Source organism: Bacillus sp. FSL R5-0286 (genome assembly GCF_038593245.1).
In the GTDB taxonomy this organism is placed as follows: Bacteria; Bacillota; Bacilli; order Bacillales; family Bacillaceae; genus Bacillus; species Bacillus altitudinis.
Genome location: NZ_CP151977.1, coordinates 3,167,897 through 3,186,011, shown reverse-complemented (window position 1 = coordinate 3,186,011; position 18,115 = coordinate 3,167,897). Strand labels below are relative to the sequence as shown.

Below are 18,115 nucleotides of genomic sequence, written 5' to 3'. Positions count from 1 at the left end.
TCGCTAAAAAACGATGAGTGAGGAGTCTGTCTTATGAATGATCAAGAAAAATCTTTCATCTATGTATGGGATGCGTATTGTGGCTGGTGTTATGGATTTTCCAACAGCATCCGTGCTTTACACGAAAATCACCCTGAGATACCACTGACACTTGTATCGGGCGGTTTATTTGTAGGAGAGCGTCGTCTACCGATAAAGAATTATCCACACATTTCAGAAGCAAATGAGCGTATCAGTCAGCTGACAGGTGTCGAATTTGGAGACCGTTACGAAGAGTTGCTAGAAAACGGAACATTCATTTTAGACTCTGAGGCTGCTGCAATTGGATTTTCTGCATTAAGATCCATCGCACCAGAGCGTGCATTGTATTTGGCTTCATCTATGCAAAAGGCCTTTTATCAAGACGGAAAAAGCCTAAGTGATGAAGAAACTTATAGAGATATCGCTATGAAACACCAACTTGACCCTGATGTATTAGTTGAACGAATGAAGGAGACAGAAACGATCAATGATGCGTATGCCGATTTTGCAAAGGTTCAGCAATTGAACGTGAATGGCTATCCTACACTTTTACTAAAAAAAGGGGATGAATACATCAGCCTTGGTGGGGGTGCGATGACGGCTGAAAAGCTTGAAGACCGTCTGAAGGAAATACTAACAAAATAAATCATTCAAAAACATCCTCCATTCGTATGGAGGATGTTTTTGATGCATGTGTAAATTCTTTCAATGGGAGAAGTGGTTTATGCTTTAATGATAATCGCCTGGCTGCCCATCTGTTTCCAAGAATCCTCAAACTGTTCACGATCGACTTTTTGATTCTTCTCTCCGTATGGGTTATTTAAGTAGACGTGATCTTTGTCGTAGCCAGTGATGACGACGCTGTGCATATTAAAGCTGATATCTATTTTCCCATTTGGTGTATTCCATGTTTCAATGTTATCTGTTTTGGCAAAGGTCGAAGTGGTAATGACCCAGACAGGATAACCTTTTTCAAGTGATTGATAGATAGCCTTTTTGACTGGCTTGCCGGTTAAGTCAACGGCTTGATTACCTACATATTTTTTCGCAAGCTGATAAATGGGTTCGTGGTACACACCAAGACCTGGCCCATTCTCCATATCGCCTACAAACCCGTCATGAGGGTCTCCTTTTAAGCCATTCTCATAATTGAGCGGGACACGCTTAATCTCGTTTGCCAATGCGTTTTTCGTTATATGCTCATAGCCGCTGTAATGAAGAAGCATGGCTAAGCTCGTGACTTCGCATCCGTTATAAAGCTTTGGTGCATCCATTTGATTAAAGAGGATGACGTCCATGGCTTTTTTATTTCCTTTTAAACTAGAATGTGTTGTTTCTGTTTTTTTCGTAGAACGTGTTTCTTCTGCTGCTAGTGCGGTATCATTTTCTTTTTCTTTGGCTTCTTGTGGTGACGTTGTTTTCTTGACTTGGTCGAATTGTGAAACGTAAATAAAGCCGAAATAAACAAGACATGCGCACAACAAAGTTAAGATTAATGTCTGGATGAATTTCACTGTAATCTCCTGTGTTATTCAATATTTTTAAGTATTATAGCATGTTCCTAAAGCAAAGAGATCAAAAAGGATTAGGTGTCATTTTAATGTAATATATGAACAAATGATTAAGGAAAAAAAGGGGAAAATAAAAATGATTGATTTAATTACTTTATTTTGTTAGCATATTATCATATTAGCGAACTAAAGGATTCGGAATTTTTTGTTTTAATGTGTTGGAGGTGCGGAAGAACATGTTCATGTTTGAAAAACCATATGGTATGCGAGATTCATTACCAGGATTGTATGAGACGAAGAAAAGAGTTAGGCATTCTTTAACAGAGGTCATGAATGGTTGGGGTTATCGTTTAATGGAAACGCCAACGCTTGAATTTTACGATACAGTCGGTGTTCAATCGGCGATTACAGATACGCAGCTGTTTAAGCTTCTTGATCAAAATGGTCAAACCCTTGTGCTTAGACCTGATATGACGGGACCAATTGCGAGAGTGGCGGCTTCAAAGCTTCACGAACAGGCGTATCCGCTTCGAGTCGGTTATGCAGCCAACGTGTTTCGAGCACAGGAAAGAGAAGGCGGAAGACCTTCTGAATTTGAGCAGGTCGGTATTGAATTGATCGGTGATGGTTCGATTAGTGCAGATGCTGAAGTCATAGCGCTTGTCGTGTTTGCATTAAAAAATGCTGGACTTCAATCCTTCAAAATTGCGATCGGGCATGTGGCTTTGGCTGAGACCTTGTTTTTAGATGTACTAGGGAATACAGAGCGGGCGAACGTATTACGCCGATTTTTATATGAAAAGAATTATGTGGGATACAGGCAGCATGTCAAACAATTGCCGCTCTCATCCATCGATAAAACAAGGCTGCTCCAGCTTTTAGAGCTGCGCGGCGGTCAAGAAGTGACCCAGCAGGCTGAAGAAATTGTGGTGTCACAAGAGGGCAAAGAAGTGCTGGCGGAGTTAAAGGCGCTGTGGGAGACACTTGAAGATTACGGCTGTACAGAATATATCCGTTTGGATTTAAGCATGGTCAGTCATATGAGCTACTATACGGGGATTTTGTTTGAAGTATTTGCAGATCATGTTGGGTCTGTGATCGGAAGTGGAGGAAGGTATGATCAATTGCTTGCTCACTTTGATGCACCCGCACCTGCTACAGGCTTTGGACTTCGATTAGACCGTCTTCTTGAGGCACTCGACGCAAAAGAAATAAATGAGCCCCAAGAGGCTGTGATTTTTAGTAAAGAACAGCGGCTTGAAGCATTTGATTTTGCAGAAAAAGAGCGGACAAAGGGCAAAAGGATTGTTCTCCAAGACTTAGCAGGTATTGAAAATATCGATGCCATGACCAAAGCATTTGAGCAAGTGACTTATTTTATCGGCGCTAGAAAGGAAGAGCAAAATGGGTAAAGTGTTGACAATGGCAATGCCAAAGGGGCGGATATTTGAAGAAGCAGCAGGGCTATTAAGACAGGCTGGATATCAGCTGCCGGAGGAATTCGAAGATTCAAGAAAATTAATCATTGATGTACCGGAAGAAAATCTCCGCTTTATTTTAGCGAAGCCAATGGATGTGACGACATATGTAGAGCACGGTGTAGCAGATGTGGGCATTGCAGGCAAAGACGTCATGCTTGAAGAAGCACGGGATGTGTACGAAGTGCTCGATTTAAACATTAGCAAATGTTATTTAGCTGTAGCGGGGTTGCCGGGAGCCAGCTGGGGCGGTGTCGCGCCGCGTGTGGCTACAAAGTACCCAAATGTCGCTTCTTCTTATTTTAGAGAACAAGGTGAGCAGGTGGAGATCATTAAGCTAAATGGTTCCATTGAATTAGCACCGCTCATCGGACTTGCCGATCGAATTGTTGACATTGTCTCCACCGGTCAAACACTTAAGGAAAATGGGCTTGTCGAAACGGAACATATTTGTGACATTACGTCACGTTTTATTGTCAATCCTGTGAGCTATCGAATGAAGGATGCGGTAATCGATGAAATGGCGCAGCGTCTGGCAAGAATCATCGAAGGAGAAGGGGAGGAAACATCATGAACATCACCTACATACAAGAAGGTGAGACAGACACTCTCTCACTCAAGCGTTCTCTAGATACAGGAACGGAAGAGCAGCGATTGGCTGTTCAGCGAATAATCGAAGAAGTGAGAAAAAATGGTGACGAAGCCGTACGGTCTTTCACGAAGCAATTTGACGGTGTCTCTATTGAACAGCCACTTGTGACGGAGGATGAAAAGACAAAAGCCTACGAACGTTTGGACCCGGAGATGATCCAAATCATCCAAACGGCGATCCGGAATATTCGAACATACCACGAGCGTCAGCTAACCTCCTCTTGGTTTTATCACCAAAAGGACGGCTCAATGCTAGGTCAGAAAATAACACCGCTCGATGCGGTCGGTGTATATGTCCCAGGCGGAACAGCCGCCTATCCATCATCTGTTTTAATGAATGTGATCCCGGCACTTGTTGCCGGCGTTGAGCGAATTGTCCTTGTGACACCGCCAGGAAAAGACGGTCGTCTGTCTGACGCTGTACTAGTAGCAGCGAAGGAGCTGGGCATTTCAGAAATGTACAAAATGGGTGGTGCTCAGGCGATAGCCACTCTTGCATATGGAACGGTCAGTATCCAGCCTGTTGATAAAATCACCGGTCCAGGAAACATTTATGTAGCACTTGCCAAACGGGAAGTATTTGGTCAAGTAGACATTGATATGATTGCTGGCCCAAGTGAAATTGCTGTCTTAGCAGATGAAATGGCAACTGCACATGAGGTGGCAGCTGATTTGCTTTCACAGGCAGAGCATGATGCATTGGCATCTAGTATTTTGGTGACACCATCTAAAGGATTGGCTGAAGCAGTGCAAGCAGAGGTGCAAGCGCAGCTGGACACTTTGCCAAGAAAATCAATCGCAGCACAATCCATTCAAGACCATGGCCATATTTACGTGACAGAATCCCTGGATCGTGCAGTTGATATCGTGAACCAGTTAGCCCCAGAGCATTTAGAAGTGCTGACGGCATATCCAGAATCACTACTTGGTCAAATCAAGCATGCTGGAGCGATTTTCTTAGGGCGTTACAGCCCAGAGCCGGTAGGGGATTACTTCGCTGGACCGAACCATGTGCTGCCAACAAACGGGACGGCAAGATTCTCCAGTCCGCTTGGCGTCACGGATTTCCAAAAGAAAACGAGCATCATTTCATATAGCAAAGAAGCTTTTGAAACACATAGCGAAAGCATTGCAGCTTTTGCAAGATTAGAAGGGCTTGAAGCACATGCAAGATCGATTGAAGCGAGAAAGCGGGAGGAATCAAAATGAGACAGGCGGAAACAGCGAGACAGACAAATGAAACGAACATTTCGTTAGCGCTAGAGATTGATGGTGAAGGAAAAGCAGATATTCAAACAGATGTCCCTTTTATGACGCATATGCTCGACTTATTCACAAAGCATGGGCACTTTAACTTATCTGTAGATGCAAAAGGAGATACAGATGTCGATGATCACCACACAACAGAAGATATTGGCATCGTGCTTGGACAGATGTTTAAAGAAGCGCTCGGGGATAAAAAAGGAATTAAGCGCTACGGCTCTAGTTTTGTTCCAATGGATGAAACACTTGCCCAAGTCGTCGTTGATTTAAGCAACCGTCCTCATTTGGAAATGAGAGCTGATTTCCCGAGTCAGAAGGTCGGCACCTTTGATACGGAGCTGGTTCATGAGTTTCTTTGGAAATTTGCCCTTGAAGCACGAATCAATCTTCATGTGATCGTTCACTATGGAACCAATACCCATCATATGATTGAAGCCATTTTTAAAGCGATGGCACGCGCCTTAGATGAAGCAACAACCATTGATCCGCGTGTGAAAGGGATTCCGTCGACAAAGGGGATGCTCTAATGATTGGCGTCATTGACTATGGAATGGGGAATTTGTTTAGCGTATCAAAAGCACTGGAACGAGCAGGAGCGTCTTATATCGTGTCTTCTGAAGCAGAGGAGCTGAAAAAGGCAGATGCGTACATTTTGCCAGGCGTCGGTTCGTTTCGTGATGCGATGCAGCTGTTAAGACAGACAGGACTTGAGGCGTTTATCCACCAAGTCGTGCAGGAAGGAAAGCTGTTATTTGGCATTTGCCTAGGCATGCAGTTGTTGTTTGAAGAAAGTGAAGAAGCAGGTAAAACAAAAGGGTTAGGCCTTTTAAAAGGACGTGTCGTTCTTTTGAAGGATCGTGATCAGGATGGACAAAGGCTGAAGGTACCTCATATGGGCTGGAATGAGCTCACATTTCATCAGCCGTCACCATTATTTGACGGTGTGCCGGAAGGATTTGCATACTTTGTTCACTCTTATTATGTGAGCGGCATGAATCCAGAAGATCTATTGGCAAGTGCACCTTATGGTGTGCAAGTACCTGCCGTTGTTGGAAAGGGGAATGTGTTTGGAACGCAGTTTCACCCTGAAAAAAGCAGTACAACAGGAATGGCACTGCTGAAACAGTTTATTCAATTAGCAAACGAACAGAGGGTGAGCAAATGAGTGATTTTATATTATATCCAGCAATTGATATGAGAAATGGCAAATGTGTACGACTTGTGCAAGGAGACTATGACCAAGAAACCATTTATGGAGATTCACCGTTAGACATGGCGAGACGGTTTGCAAATGAAGGAGCGAAATGGATACATCTCGTTGATTTAGATGGCGCAAAAGCAGGAAAACGCGTGAATCACGAGCATGTGCTGGCGATTGCTTCCTCATTAGATGTGAATGTCCAAATTGGCGGCGGCATTCGGACAGAAGAAGATGTTGCATTTTATTTAAACAATGGCGTATCGAGAGTCATTCTTGGCAGTTCAGCGGTGTCAAACCCGATTTTTGTGAAAAAAATGCTGGCGCAATATGGAGAGAAAATTGCCATTGGCATTGATGCACGAAACGGTTTTGTATCGACTGAAGGCTGGCTTGAAACGTCGGAAGTGAAGGCGGAGGAACTCGGTAAGGAACTGGCAAAGGAAGGCGCAGAGGTCTTCATTTTCACGGATATTCAAATGGATGGCATGCTGTCTGGTCCAAATGTGGAAAGTACGGTTCGATTAGCAGAAGCAACTGGCAAACAAGTCATTGCCTCAGGTGGTGTCAGTGCAGTAGGTGATCTGCAAAAGCTGTCAGCACAAAAGCAGACAGGTGTGTCTGGTGCAATCATTGGCAAGGCGCTGTACACAAAGCAATTTACTTTAGCAGAAGCGTTTGAAGGGCTTGACAGCATATGATGACAAAACGAATCATTCCATGTCTTGATGTAAAGGAAGGGCGTGTGGTCAAAGGGATCCAATTTCTAGGGTTGAAGGATGCTGGTGATCCGGTCGAATTAGCGCAGATCTATGACGAGGAAGGTGCGGATGAACTCGTCTTTCTTGATATATCTGCCTCTCATGAAGGCCGAAAAACAATGGTGGATGTGGTCAAACAAGTGGCATCCACTCTCGCTATCCCATTCACGGTGGGCGGCGGGATTAACCACCTTGATGATATGAAGCGTATATTAAGAGCGGGGGCAGACAAGGTATCTGTGAACACAGCGGCTGTTTTAAGACCGGAGCTAATAACAGAAGGAGCCGACTTTTTTGGTTCACAGTGCATAGTTGTTGCGATTGACGCGAAATACGATGAAGAGAAACAAGCATACATGGTCTATACGCACGGAGGACGCCGTCAAACGGATATAGAAGTGAGTGACTGGGCGAAAGAAGCCGTGCGAAGAGGAGCAGGCGAGATCTTGCTGACTAGCATGGATGCCGATGGTGAGAAAACGGGCTTTGAGCATCGTTTGACGAGGCTTGTATCAGAAGCAGTCACAGTGCCAGTTATTGCTTCAGGAGGTGCTGGCAATGCGCAGCATATGCTGGAGGCTTTTACAAAAGGTGAAGCTGATGCCGCACTCGCAGCCTCTATTTTCCATTATAAAGAAACCTCCATTCAAGAAGTGAAGACATATTTGAGAGAACACGGGGTGAAGGTAAGATGAAACAGGCAAACGAATTAACCTTTAATGATGCAGGTCTCATTCCTGCCATTGTACAGGATGCTCAAAGCAAGGAAGTTCTTACTTTGGCGTATATGAATCAAGAATCCTATGAAAAAACATTAGAGACAGGGGAAACATGGTTTTTTAGCAGATCGAGAAATGAGCTTTGGCACAAAGGAGCTACATCTGGACACACCCAGCGTGTTACATCTATTCGCTATGACTGTGATCAAGATGCCCTGCTTGTTCTAGTGACACCAAGCGGCCCAGCCTGCCATACAGGCAGCTATAGCTGTTTTTCAGAAGATGGCGTGAAACAGCCAAGGGGAGAACAAGACCGCTTTGCCATTTTAAATGAACTGGAACAGGTCATTGCGAAACGGCAGATGGAAATGCCAGAAGGAGCTTATACGACCTATCTTTTTGAAAAAGGAGTCGACAAAATCCTGAAAAAGGTAGGGGAAGAAGCTTCTGAAGTGATCATTGCGGCGAAGAACCGTGATCAAGAAGAATTGAAATGGGAAACAGCAGATCTCCTGTATCACCTTCTTGTGTTATTACGTGAACAGCAGCTGCCTCTTGATGATGTATTAAAGGTATTGAAAAAGCGCCATCAAGGGGAATGAAAAGCTGGGGGTATCCCCGGCTTTTTGCTTTTAAATGAAAAACAAATCCTTCCTTTCCTTTTGTTCTATGTGACGACTCATGAAGTATGTTATACTACACACGGTACACTGTTCGAAATGGAGGGTATCGGTGAGTAAATACACTTCTCAAAATAATCACACACAAGTCGTCCAGCTATTCCAAGATGGGCATTACTTTTTTCATAAAGGTCTAAAAGCATATAGAGAAAGAAATCTGTCTAGGGCAAGTAAGCTGATACAGCGGGCCATCGTACTTGAGCCTGAAAATGTAGAAATGCTGTCGCAGCTTGCCATTATTTATACTGAAATGGGTCATTACCAACAATCAAATGAACTGCTTGATTTTATCCTTGAACACTTGGATGAGAATATGTCAGAGTGTCACTACTTTAAAGCCAATAATTATGCGAATCTCGGTTTGTTTCAAGAGGCATATAGATGCGCCACTGCTTATGCTGCGCTGGAAGAAGACGGGGAATTTGCAGATGAAAATGACGATCTCCTCGATCTGCTTGATATGAGTGACGATGTTGATGAAGATTTCCCTTATGATCAGGATGATCTGATTGTAAAGCAGGATCAAGCCAACCATTTGCTAGAAAGCGGCAGGCTGGATGAAGCAATCGAGATGCTGGAACAGATGATTGTTGAGTATCCAGAGTTTTGGTCAGCGTATAATAATCTCGCTTTGGCCTATTTTTATTCTGGCCAAATCGATCAGGCAAAAGAAATGTTGAACCGGGTCCTTCATGAAAATCCCGGTAATCTGCATGCCCTTTGTAATCAGCTTGTTTTCTATCATTATGAAAAAGAAGAAGAAAAGGTCAATCTGTTAGCGAAGCAATTAACGCACGTGTATCCAATATTAAGTGAACAGCGTTATAAGCTTGGCGCAACATTTGCCCTTGTTGGAGAATTTGAATGGGCATTTAAATGGCTTTATTCTTTGTATAAAACAGGTTTCCAAGGTGATAGTACGTTTTTATACTGGCTGGCAAGTGCAGCCTATTATACGGGCCACAAAACGCTGGCGCAAACCGTCTGGGATAAGATGGTGGAAGAAGATATTGATGCAGATGAAATCAAGCCGTGGCAAGATAAACCAGAGGAGTCTGAGCCAATGGTTTCAATTGAGGAACGACTCACTGCCTACTATGTTAGCAAACAAAAAGGTGAACGTGACGTCTTGCAATCTGTTCTTGATTCCCGCGCTGCGAAAACGGCCTTTGAACAGCAGTTTATTGAGTTACTTTTATTTGAAGATCAAATGGAAGAACGATCGTTTTCAGAAGATGCGGTCTTCGCAAAACAGGCGGCATCTGCTTTGGAAGAAGCGGTGCAGCCTGATAGCCACATGCCATATTTTTGGTTATTCCATATTATTCAGCAAGCACGCGCTTCAGGCGTAGAGAAGAAAAATGCCATTGCATGGGCAGCAGCTTCTTATTATCTATGGATGAATGAACAAGAAGAATCAGCTGTCAGCAAAAAAGAGATCGCAGCTTCTTTTCAGATCAGCGTTCAAACGCTGTCAAAATATGAGAATATTATTTGTGCGTTCATGGTTTGAATAGGTAAATAGATTCAGATAACAGCAGCATGGCCGAAAAGGTCATGCTTTTTTCTTGATAAAAAGGTGGGATTTGCTAGGATTTGGCGAAGTATGACAATCTCGACATCTATTTGAAACATAAATGTAATAAAAATATTAGCTCATTTTGTCGATGTGTCATGTATAATGAAACTCGTGGATTAAAACAAAGACATATATTTAAATATTTTACTATACATAACGCAACACCTAGTGATAGAAACAATCTGGTCAACATCTGACTGAATCATCAGGAAGAAAGACACAGGAAGCACAGATTGGTCGCAGAGAATTTGCTGCTTTCTCATGTCGCTTGGGAAATTGTCAAAGGAGGAACTATACGTGAAAAAGTTTATTACTTTCGGTTTAGCTTCGGTGATTGGAGCGAGCGGTTTATTTATTCCATTTACTCATGAAGCAAATGCACAGAACTTTGAACAAAAGAAACAAGAACTAGACAGCAAGCAGTCAGAGGTAAACAAGAATCTTCAAAAGAAAAAAGAAGAGCTTTCAAAGCTTGAGGCAAAACAAGAGGCACTTGCGCTAAAGCTAAAAGAAATTGACGAAAAAGCTTTAAAAACAAGTGATCAAATCGAAGAAAAACAAAAAGAAAACGAAAAAACAAAAAAAGAAATCAAAGCACTGAAAAAAGAAATTGCTGATACAGAAAAACGTATCGAAGAAAGAAACGAATTCTTGAAAAAGCGTGTACGTGCGCTTCAAGAAAGCGGTGGTTCTACGAAATACATAGATGTATTACTAGGAGCAAAAAGCTTTAGCGATTTCATCAGCCGTGCAGGTGCTGTATCTACATTAATCAACGCAGACAGCGAAATCATTAAAGAACAAGAAAGAGACAAAGCAGAATTACAAAAGTCTGAAAACGAATTAAATACAAAGCTTGAAGATGTGCAAAAGACGCTTGCAAAGCTTGAAACACTTCAAACAGACTTAAATAAACAGCTTGATGAGAAAGACAAGCTATTCAAGCAAGTGAAAAAGCAAAAAGGAAGTGCCTCTTCTCAAATCAGCGAGTTAAACACTGAGGCAAACAGCATTGCATCTGAAAAAGACGCAACAATCGCTGCTCAAAAACAAGCTGAAAAAGAAGCAAGAGAAGCTGCTCAAAAAGCAAAAGAAGAAAAAGCACAAAGACAACAGCAGCGTCAAGCAGCTGTTCAAGCTGAAGACAACAGCTCTAATAACGACAGCGGTTCTTCTTCAAATAACAGTGGATCTTCAAATAACAATAGCAGCAGTTCACCGAGCAAGAAGCCATCTTCTGGCGGTGGATCACCTGTCAGCAATAACGTAGGCGGAATCGAAGGTGCGATCAGCACAGGTTCTACCATTGTAGGACAATCTCCATATAAATGGGGCGGCGGCAGATCACAAGCCGATATTGACGCACGTCGTTTTGACTGTTCTTCATTCGTTCGCTGGGCATTTGCATCAGCAGGCATCAACCTTGGACCAGTTGGCGGTACAACAACAGATACGCTTGTAGGTAAAGGAAGAGCTGTAAGTGCATCTGACATGAAACGCGGAGACCTTGTGTTCTTTGATACGTATAAAGTAAATGGACACGTTGGTATTTACTTAGGAAACGGTACATTCTTGAACGATAACAGCTCTCGCGGTGTTTCAGTTGACTCTATGAGCAACGTTTACTGGAAAAAAGCATTCAATGGCGTTGTAAGAAGAGTCGTTGAATAAATCATTACTTACTATATAACCGTAAACAGGCTTCCTTAAACAGCAGTTTAAGGAAGCTTTTTCTTTTTTTGAAGATATGAGCAAATGATTCGCTTATTATCCGCAGATTTAATAGGATATGGGTAAGGAATAAAAGCTAAGAGTTGAAATGATGCTCTCTGTCATGAATGGAAGCATCACCCAAGGGCATTCTAATAAGAAATGCTAGCAGCAATTGAAGAGGGAGTGACAGTTGTGTCAGAAGAAAAAATCTACGATACGATCATCATTGGAGCGGGTCCTGCCGGAATGACAGCCGCTGTTTATACATCACGGGGAAATCTTTCAACACTGATGATTGAAAGAGGAATTCCAGGCGGCCAAATGGCGAATACGGAAGATGTCGAGAACTATCCGGGCTTTGAAAGCATCTTAGGGCCGGAACTTTCAAATAAAATGTTTGAGCATGCAAAGAAATTCGGTGCCGAGTATGCGTATGGCGATATTAAAGAAATTGTAGATGGTGAAGAGTACAAAATCGTCAAAGCTGGTTCAAAAGAATACAAAGGACGCTCTGTCATTATTGCGGCAGGTGCTGAATACAAAAAAATCGGTGCACCAGGCGAAAAAGAACTTGGCGGTCGCGGCGTATCATACTGCGCTGTATGTGACGGTGCCTTCTTTAAAAACAAAGAGCTTGTCGTGATTGGCGGAGGAGACTCAGCAGTAGAAGAGGGTGTTTACCTCACTCGCTTTGCGTCTAAAGTCACTATTGTCCATAGACGCGACAAACTTCGTGCCCAAAGCATCTTACAAGCACGTGCATTTGATAATGAAAAAATCGACTTTATGTGGAACAAAACCGTTAAAGAAATCAATGAAGAAAACGGGAAAGTCGGCAGTGTGACATTAATTGATACCGTGACAGGTGAGGAAGAAGACTTCAAAACAGACGGCGTCTTTATCTACATCGGTATGCTGCCGCTGTCTAAACCATTTGAAAATCTAGGGATTACAAATGCAGAGGGCTACATTGAGACGAACGAAAGAATGGAAACAAAAGTTGAAGGAATCTTCGCAGCTGGTGACATTCGTGAGAAAACACTTCGTCAAATCGTCACAGCAACAGGTGATGGAAGTATTGCAGCACAGAGTGCACAGCATTATGTAGAAGAGCTTGCTGAAAAGCTAAAAGCAATGAAATAAACAGCTGTCGTAAATCCTTAATATTGCGTCACGGGCTTTTAACTGGAATGTAACACGGGTGAAACAATTATCCGTTATGATGAAACTAGTAATTGACCCCCTTTTATAAGGAATACATGTTTGGCACGGATGTGAATCCGTGTCCTTTTTTTTGCTTAAAATCAGAAATTCACGAGATGTTCACAAATGACGCATGGAGAACCGTTAGATGTTGTAAAATAAAGAATAGAGAAACTGCCCGTCACCATATTCATACGAAAACCTGTCTGTTTTCAGTGAAGAACGGGCATGTTCATTGTGGGAGTCATGATGAACCTGTATAATAAGAAAAAGACATAAAAGAGTAGGTGACAGCTGATGCAACGAGTAACCAATTGTGTGCTGCATCACGAAGATCAAGTTCTCTTGCTGCAAAAGCCAAGACGAGGCTGGTGGGTAGCACCTGGCGGCAAAATGGAGAGCGGAGAATCGGTCAAGGATTCAGTCGTTCGAGAATTTAGAGAAGAAACAGGCATTTATATTTTAAATCCGCAGCTAAAAGGCGTGTTTACCTTTATCATAAAAGAAGGCGATCAAATCGTTCAAGAGTGGATGATGTTCACCTTTATGGCAGATTCCTTTACAGGAAAAAACGTATCAGAGTCGGAGGAAGGCATTTTAAAATGGCATGATGTAAAAGATGTGCCTAGCTTGCCGATGGCTCCAGGAGATTCCCATATTCTTGACTTCATGTTGAAAGGGAAAGGACTTCTCCACGGCACTTTTACGTATACACCAGATTTTGAGCTGATTGCTTATCGATTAGATCCTCAAGGAGACTAATAAATGAACCGTTTTCATAAAGAAGGAGAGGGAGCAGGCATGAATACGCACAAACAAGATGATATTCAGCTTGTGATTATTACAGGGATGTCAGGTGCGGGGAAAACCGTTGCCATCCAAAGCTTTGAAGACTTAGGTTACTTTTGTGTGGATAACTTACCGCCATCACTTTTACCGAAGTTTCTAGAGCTCATGAAGGAATCCAATTCAAAGATGAGCAAGGTGGCCCTTGTGATGGATTTGCGCGGACGCGAATTCTTTGATAGCTTAATTGCTGCCTTAGATGAGATGAGTGATATCGGCTGGATCACACCAAGGATTCTATTTTTAGATGCAAACGATAAGGTGCTTGTCTCAAGATATAAAGAAACGAGACGTTCTCATCCCCTTGCGACAACAGGTTTGCCGCTCGAAGGAATTGAGATGGAACGCGATCTGTTAGAAGAGTTAAAAGGCCGGGCTCAAATGATTTTTGATACATCGGATTTAAAACCCAAACAGCTTCGAGAAAAAATTGTCGCACACTTTGCCACGAGCCAAGGGCAGGTGTTTACAGTGAATGTGATGTCCTTCGGTTTTAAATACGGTCTGCCGATTGATGCTGATCTTGTATTTGATGTGAGATTCCTGCCGAATCCTTACTATATTGAGAGCATGCGTCCACAGACTGGAAACGATGAAGAAGTACGTTCCTATGTCATGAAGTGGAGTGAAACGCAAAAGTTCACGGAGAAATTAATCGACCTTCTCAGCTTTATGCTTCCGTCCTATAAACGAGAAGGGAAAAGTCAGCTGGTGATCGCCATTGGCTGTACAGGCGGACAGCACCGATCTGTGACGCTAGCGAACTACTTATCGGAGTATTTTAAAAATGACTACTATACTCATGTCACTCACCGGGACATTGAAAAGAGAAGCAGAAAATAGATGACGACACTTCCAAAGGTGGTCATTCTTGGCGGAGGCACTGGCTTATCTGTTTTACTTAGAGGATTAAAGACAAAGCCAGTGGACATTACTGCCATTGTGACGGTAGCTGATGATGGAGGCAGCTCAGGCAGACTGCGACATGATTTGAATATTCCGCCTCCAGGCGATATTCGAAATGTACTTGCGGCACTCTCTGATGTCGAACCGCTTGTAGAAGATTTATTTCAGCACCGTTTTAATAAAGGGAATGACTTAACAGGCCACTCTCTCGGCAATCTCATTCTTGCGGCTATGACGAATATAACCGGTGATTTTTTTCATGCCGTCACAGAAATGAGCAAGGTCTTAAATGTGAGAGGAAAAGTATTGCCAGCAGCGAATTCAAGTGTTGTTCTTCATGCGGAATTAGAAAACGGGCAAGTGGTAACGGGAGAATCAAAAATCCCAACCTATGGTGAGCGAATTAAACGAGTGTTCCTCACACCCGATACGATTGAGCCGCTCCCAGAATCGATTCAAGTCATTCGTGAAGCCGACTTGATCGTCCTTGGACCTGGCAGCTTGTATACCAGTATTTTGCCCAATCTGCTTGTACCGCATATTGGCGAAGAAGTGATTCGTTCTAAGGCGAAAAAAGTGTATATTTGCAATGTCATGACACAGCCGGGGGAAACGCTTTCCTACAGTGCAGCTGATCATGTGCAGGCACTAAACGATCATATGGACCGACCATTTATCGATACGATATTTGTGAACAATAAAGAAATTCCAGAAGAAATCAAAGCAAAATATGCAGAAGAACAGGCGCAGCCTGTACAATTCGACACAGATGTACTCAAAGCCATGGGACTAGAAGTCATCCCTGGGGAAATCATTACATATGACCAGCATGTGATTCGTCATGATACGTTGAAAGTAGCTGCGCTGCTTGTCGATTTGCTGCATCAGAAAAAATAGGAATGGGGGTGGCAAGGATGTCATTTGCATCCGAAACAAAAAAAGAGCTGACTAATCTGGAAGTGAAGGACTGCTGCACAAAAGCAGAGCTTTCTGCCCTCATCCGTATGAACGGTTCATTATCTTTTTCTAATCGAAAATTGATTTTAGATATACAGACAGAGAACGCAGCCATTGCAAGACGTATTTATACCCTTTTGAAAAAGAAATACGATGTGACTGTCGAGCTGCTCGTTCGTAAAAAAATGAGATTAAAAAAGAATAATGTGTATATTGTCAGACTGGTAGAACGAGCGAAAACCATTTTAGAGGACCTAAAGATATTAGGTGAACAATTTGTATTTGAACGCAACATTTCAGAAGAACTTGTGAAGAAAAGATGCTGCAAGCGTTCCTATATGAGAGGTGCTTTTTTAGCAGGAGGTTCTGTGAATAATCCAGAAACCTCTTCGTATCACCTTGAGATTTTTTCACTATACAAAGAACATAATGATGCCCTTTGTGAGCTCATGAATCAATTCCATCTTAACAGTAAAACACTTGAACGCAAAAAAGGCTTTATCACATACATGAAGGAAGCGGAGAAAATTACGGAATTCTTAAGTGTTGTGGGTGCTCATAACTCATTGCTTCGTTTTGAAGACGTGCGCATCGTCCGAGATATGAGGAATTCTGTGAACCGGCTCGTCAATTGTGAAACAGCAAACTTGAATAAAACGATCGGTGCCTCACTGCGCCAGGTTGAAAATATTCAATTCATTGACGAAAAGATTGGACTAGACGCCCTGCCAGATAAGCTGCGTGAAATTGCGCAACTGCGTATTGACTACCAAGAAGTCACACTAAAGGAACTTGGCGAAATGGTGGAAAGCGGCAAGATCAGCAAATCAGGCATTAATCACCGTTTAAGAAAGCTAGATCAAATTGCAGAACAATTAAGAAACGGACAAGCTGTTACACTCAAATAGGGAAATAAAAAAGGGAGGCAGATCATATGGTGGAAAAAACGGTCACAATTCAGCTGAAAACGGGTTTGCAGGCACGTCCGGCTGCTTTGTTCGTTCAAGAAGCCAATCGTTTTGGTGCTGATATTTTTCTAGAGAAAGATGGGAAAAAGGTCAATGCGAAGAGTATTATGGGACTGATGAGTCTTGCGATTAGCTCTGGGGTCACCGTCAAACTAATAGCTGATGGAGCAGATGAACAAGAAGCCATCGATGCGTTAACGGATTTTATCAATCAAGAAAACTGAGTCTCTTTCAAGGGCTCAGTTTTTTTAGGAGGGAAAGCTGTGATTCAATCAGCCTTTTTACAGAAAATTGGATATGAAGCCGCGTCCATTACGTTTGATCAATTGCCAGATTTACTAAGGAAGATGGCTTATACCTTTCCTTTTGAAAATAGATCTGTGGTGGGTAAACACGCCTATGCTTTGGATCAAGAAGGTTTGAAGCATCATCTTCTGGAAGGCAGCAGAGGTGGGCTTTGCTATGACCTCAATCCGCTCTTATATTATGTCTTAAAAGAGGCAGGTCTCGCCGTAAAGCTCGTTCAAGGGACCGTATATAACAAAGAAGCAGAGAAGTGGGCACTGGATGGGACGCATGTAGCCATCGTCCTTCAACATCACCATGAGCGCTACCTCATTGATGCAGGATTTGGTGTGAATTTACCCCTTCAGCCCGTCCCTTTTACAGGTGAATGGGTGGAAGCACCGTCCCTTCGTTTTCGCGTGAACGCAGAGGAAACAGAAAAAGGAACCCATCTACTCCAATTGGATAGGGGAGCAGGTGCTGAAACAGGTTATGCTTTCACATTAAAAGAAGTCGGTGAAGATACACTTGTGCAATTGCGGCATGAGATTTATGAAAATGAAGCCTCTCCTTTTAACAAAAGGCTGCTTGCATCCAAACTGACACCAACAGGTCGTGTGATCGTGACAGAGGATCATGTCACGATACATGAACAGGAAGAAGTATCGAAGAAACCACTCTCACAACCGTTTGAGGAGTACGTACAAAAACTGCTTCCGTAAACAATATCAAAAAAGACAGCCCTTTTGACTTAGGGCTGTCTTTTTCATTGATTAACGAATCCTCGTAAATGTCGCATAGTGATCGGTTGTTTTATAAATGAGCCAGTCACTTGAGTATACTAGGCGGTCAGCATTACGGAAACCGGAGACGTAGTTGATGTCGGCTTCACGCCATGTACGGCCACTAGCGGATGGAAGGCGTCCCTCCCGATTAGAGAATACGTCTCCACCGATGCTTTTGCCTGGCGCGACTTCAGCTAAATTTCCTTTTGATGCCACCCATCCGAGGGCGCTCGCTTGTGATTTGGTGATGTAATTATCAGGTAGTCGTTTATAGCGGATTAAGTAATCTGCTACACCATCAAAGGTATTAATGACGGCAAGGGTACGAAGGTCTGGTGCAAGCTGTACGGAAGCAGTCTCATTTGTGGCTGTTGGTGTAAGTGGTGTTTCTGCATGGACTTGCTGCGGGATAAATCCAGAAAACAGAATGGCAGCAATCAGAGCGAACAGAGTAAAAATCGAACTTATTTTTTTCATCTTGATCCTCCTCAAAAGGAAATGGGATGCCGTCCTCTTGATGCTTGTCTACCTCATATTATAGCACCGGCATATGAAGAGAATGTAAAGAATCAGGAGATTGGAAAAAATGAG

At 42.9% G+C, this 18,115-nt stretch carries 19 protein-coding genes and 1 pseudogene; 18 read left to right on the top strand and 2 right to left on the bottom strand.

Annotated features, from left to right (window positions below):
• Positions 1–33: 33 nt before the first annotated feature.
• On the top strand, positions 34–666 hold the full coding sequence (locus NST24_RS16535; RefSeq protein ID WP_058336960.1) for a DsbA family protein: 633 nt from the start codon (positions 34–36) through the stop codon (positions 664–666).
• 77 nt (positions 667–743) lie between these two features.
• On the opposite strand, the gene NST24_RS16530 is transcribed toward NST24_RS16535, so the two are convergent.
• On the bottom strand, positions 744–1,535 hold the full coding sequence (locus NST24_RS16530; RefSeq protein ID WP_046344544.1) for a C39 family peptidase: 792 nt from the start codon (positions 1,533–1,535) through the stop codon (positions 744–746).
• A gap of 233 nt (positions 1,536–1,768) precedes the next feature.
• On the opposite strand from NST24_RS16530, the gene NST24_RS16525 reads away from it, so the two are divergent.
• The 17 genes from NST24_RS16525 (at position 1,769) to NST24_RS16445 (ending at position 17,461) form a co-directional block, all read left to right on the top strand.
• Positions 1,769–2,944, top strand: coding sequence for an ATP phosphoribosyltransferase regulatory subunit (locus tag NST24_RS16525; protein WP_017368113.1), 1,176 nt, complete (start codon positions 1,769–1,771; stop codon positions 2,942–2,944).
• On the top strand, positions 2,937–3,584 hold the full coding sequence (hisG, locus tag NST24_RS16520; RefSeq protein ID WP_342462005.1) for an ATP phosphoribosyltransferase: 648 nt from the start codon (positions 2,937–2,939) through the stop codon (positions 3,582–3,584). The genes NST24_RS16525 and hisG overlap by 8 nt, the downstream gene beginning before the upstream one ends.
• The gene (gene hisD / locus NST24_RS16515; protein WP_342462004.1) at positions 3,581–4,870 is read left to right on the top strand and encodes a histidinol dehydrogenase; all 1,290 of its coding nucleotides are present in this window, start codon (positions 3,581–3,583) and stop codon (positions 4,868–4,870) included. The genes hisG and hisD overlap by 4 nt, the downstream gene beginning before the upstream one ends.
• The gene (gene hisB / locus NST24_RS16510) at positions 4,867–5,451 is read left to right on the top strand and encodes an imidazoleglycerol-phosphate dehydratase HisB (RefSeq protein ID WP_007500075.1); all 585 of its coding nucleotides are present in this window, start codon (positions 4,867–4,869) and stop codon (positions 5,449–5,451) included. Before hisD ends, hisB begins: the two co-directional genes overlap by 4 nt.
• Entirely contained in the window at positions 5,451–6,089 is a 639-nt protein-coding gene (gene hisH / locus NST24_RS16505; protein ID WP_007500077.1) for an imidazole glycerol phosphate synthase subunit HisH, read from the top strand. The genes hisB and hisH overlap by 1 nt, the downstream gene beginning before the upstream one ends.
• Positions 6,086–6,823 carry a 1-(5-phosphoribosyl)-5-[(5-phosphoribosylamino)methylideneamino]imidazole-4-carboxamide isomerase gene (gene hisA / locus NST24_RS16500; protein ID WP_335352318.1) on the top strand — a complete coding sequence of 246 codons (738 nt, stop codon included), beginning with the start codon at positions 6,086–6,088 and terminating at the stop codon, positions 6,821–6,823. Before hisH ends, hisA begins: the two co-directional genes overlap by 4 nt.
• Positions 6,820–7,578 (top strand): imidazole glycerol phosphate synthase subunit HisF, encoded by a 759-nt coding sequence (gene hisF / locus NST24_RS16495; RefSeq protein WP_041507812.1) that lies wholly within the window; start codon positions 6,820–6,822, stop codon positions 7,576–7,578. Before hisA ends, hisF begins: the two co-directional genes overlap by 4 nt.
• Positions 7,575–8,204, top strand: coding sequence for a bifunctional phosphoribosyl-AMP cyclohydrolase/phosphoribosyl-ATP diphosphatase HisIE (hisIE, locus tag NST24_RS16490; RefSeq protein WP_079919149.1), 630 nt, complete (start codon positions 7,575–7,577; stop codon positions 8,202–8,204). Before hisF ends, hisIE begins: the two co-directional genes overlap by 4 nt.
• A gap of 130 nt (positions 8,205–8,334) precedes the next feature.
• Positions 8,335–9,795 carry a tetratricopeptide repeat protein gene (locus NST24_RS16485; RefSeq protein WP_024719882.1) on the top strand — a complete coding sequence of 487 codons (1,461 nt, stop codon included), beginning with the start codon at positions 8,335–8,337 and terminating at the stop codon, positions 9,793–9,795.
• 363 nt (positions 9,796–10,158) lie between these two features.
• A complete protein-coding gene (locus NST24_RS16480; protein ID WP_167403837.1) occupies positions 10,159–11,532 on the top strand; it encodes an NlpC/P60 family protein in 1,374 nt (457 codons plus the stop codon).
• A 234-nt stretch (positions 11,533–11,766) separates the two neighbouring features.
• Positions 11,767–12,717 (top strand): thioredoxin-disulfide reductase, encoded by a 951-nt coding sequence (trxB, locus tag NST24_RS16475; RefSeq protein WP_024719880.1) that lies wholly within the window; start codon positions 11,767–11,769, stop codon positions 12,715–12,717.
• Positions 12,718–13,074: 357 nt separating this feature from the next.
• Positions 13,075–13,539 carry an 8-oxo-dGTP diphosphatase gene (locus tag NST24_RS16470; RefSeq protein WP_008348133.1) on the top strand — a complete coding sequence of 155 codons (465 nt, stop codon included), beginning with the start codon at positions 13,075–13,077 and terminating at the stop codon, positions 13,537–13,539.
• A 39-nt stretch (positions 13,540–13,578) separates the two neighbouring features.
• Complete coding sequence (gene rapZ, locus NST24_RS16465) at positions 13,579–14,466, top strand: RNase adapter RapZ (RefSeq protein ID WP_024719879.1); 888 nt, start codon at positions 13,579–13,581, stop codon at positions 14,464–14,466.
• Entirely contained in the window at positions 14,467–15,426 is a 960-nt protein-coding gene (locus tag NST24_RS16460; RefSeq protein ID WP_008348128.1) for a YvcK family protein, read from the top strand.
• Positions 15,427–15,443: 17 nt separating this feature from the next.
• Positions 15,444–16,394 (top strand): DNA-binding protein WhiA, encoded by a 951-nt coding sequence (whiA, locus tag NST24_RS16455; protein ID WP_008348125.1) that lies wholly within the window; start codon positions 15,444–15,446, stop codon positions 16,392–16,394.
• 26 nt (positions 16,395–16,420) lie between these two features.
• Positions 16,421–16,678 (top strand): HPr family phosphocarrier protein, encoded by a 258-nt coding sequence (locus NST24_RS16450; RefSeq protein WP_008348124.1) that lies wholly within the window; start codon positions 16,421–16,423, stop codon positions 16,676–16,678.
• Positions 16,679–16,717: 39 nt separating this feature from the next.
• Positions 16,718–17,461, top strand: a complete 744-nt coding sequence (locus NST24_RS16445) for an arylamine N-acetyltransferase (protein ID WP_047945649.1) — start codon at positions 16,718–16,720, stop codon at positions 17,459–17,461.
• A gap of 51 nt (positions 17,462–17,512) precedes the next feature.
• Here NST24_RS16445 and NST24_RS16440 read toward each other — a convergent pair.
• Positions 17,513–17,839: pseudogene (locus NST24_RS16440) on the bottom strand (ribonuclease); the annotation flags it as partial.
• Positions 17,840–18,115: the final 276 nt, after the last annotated feature.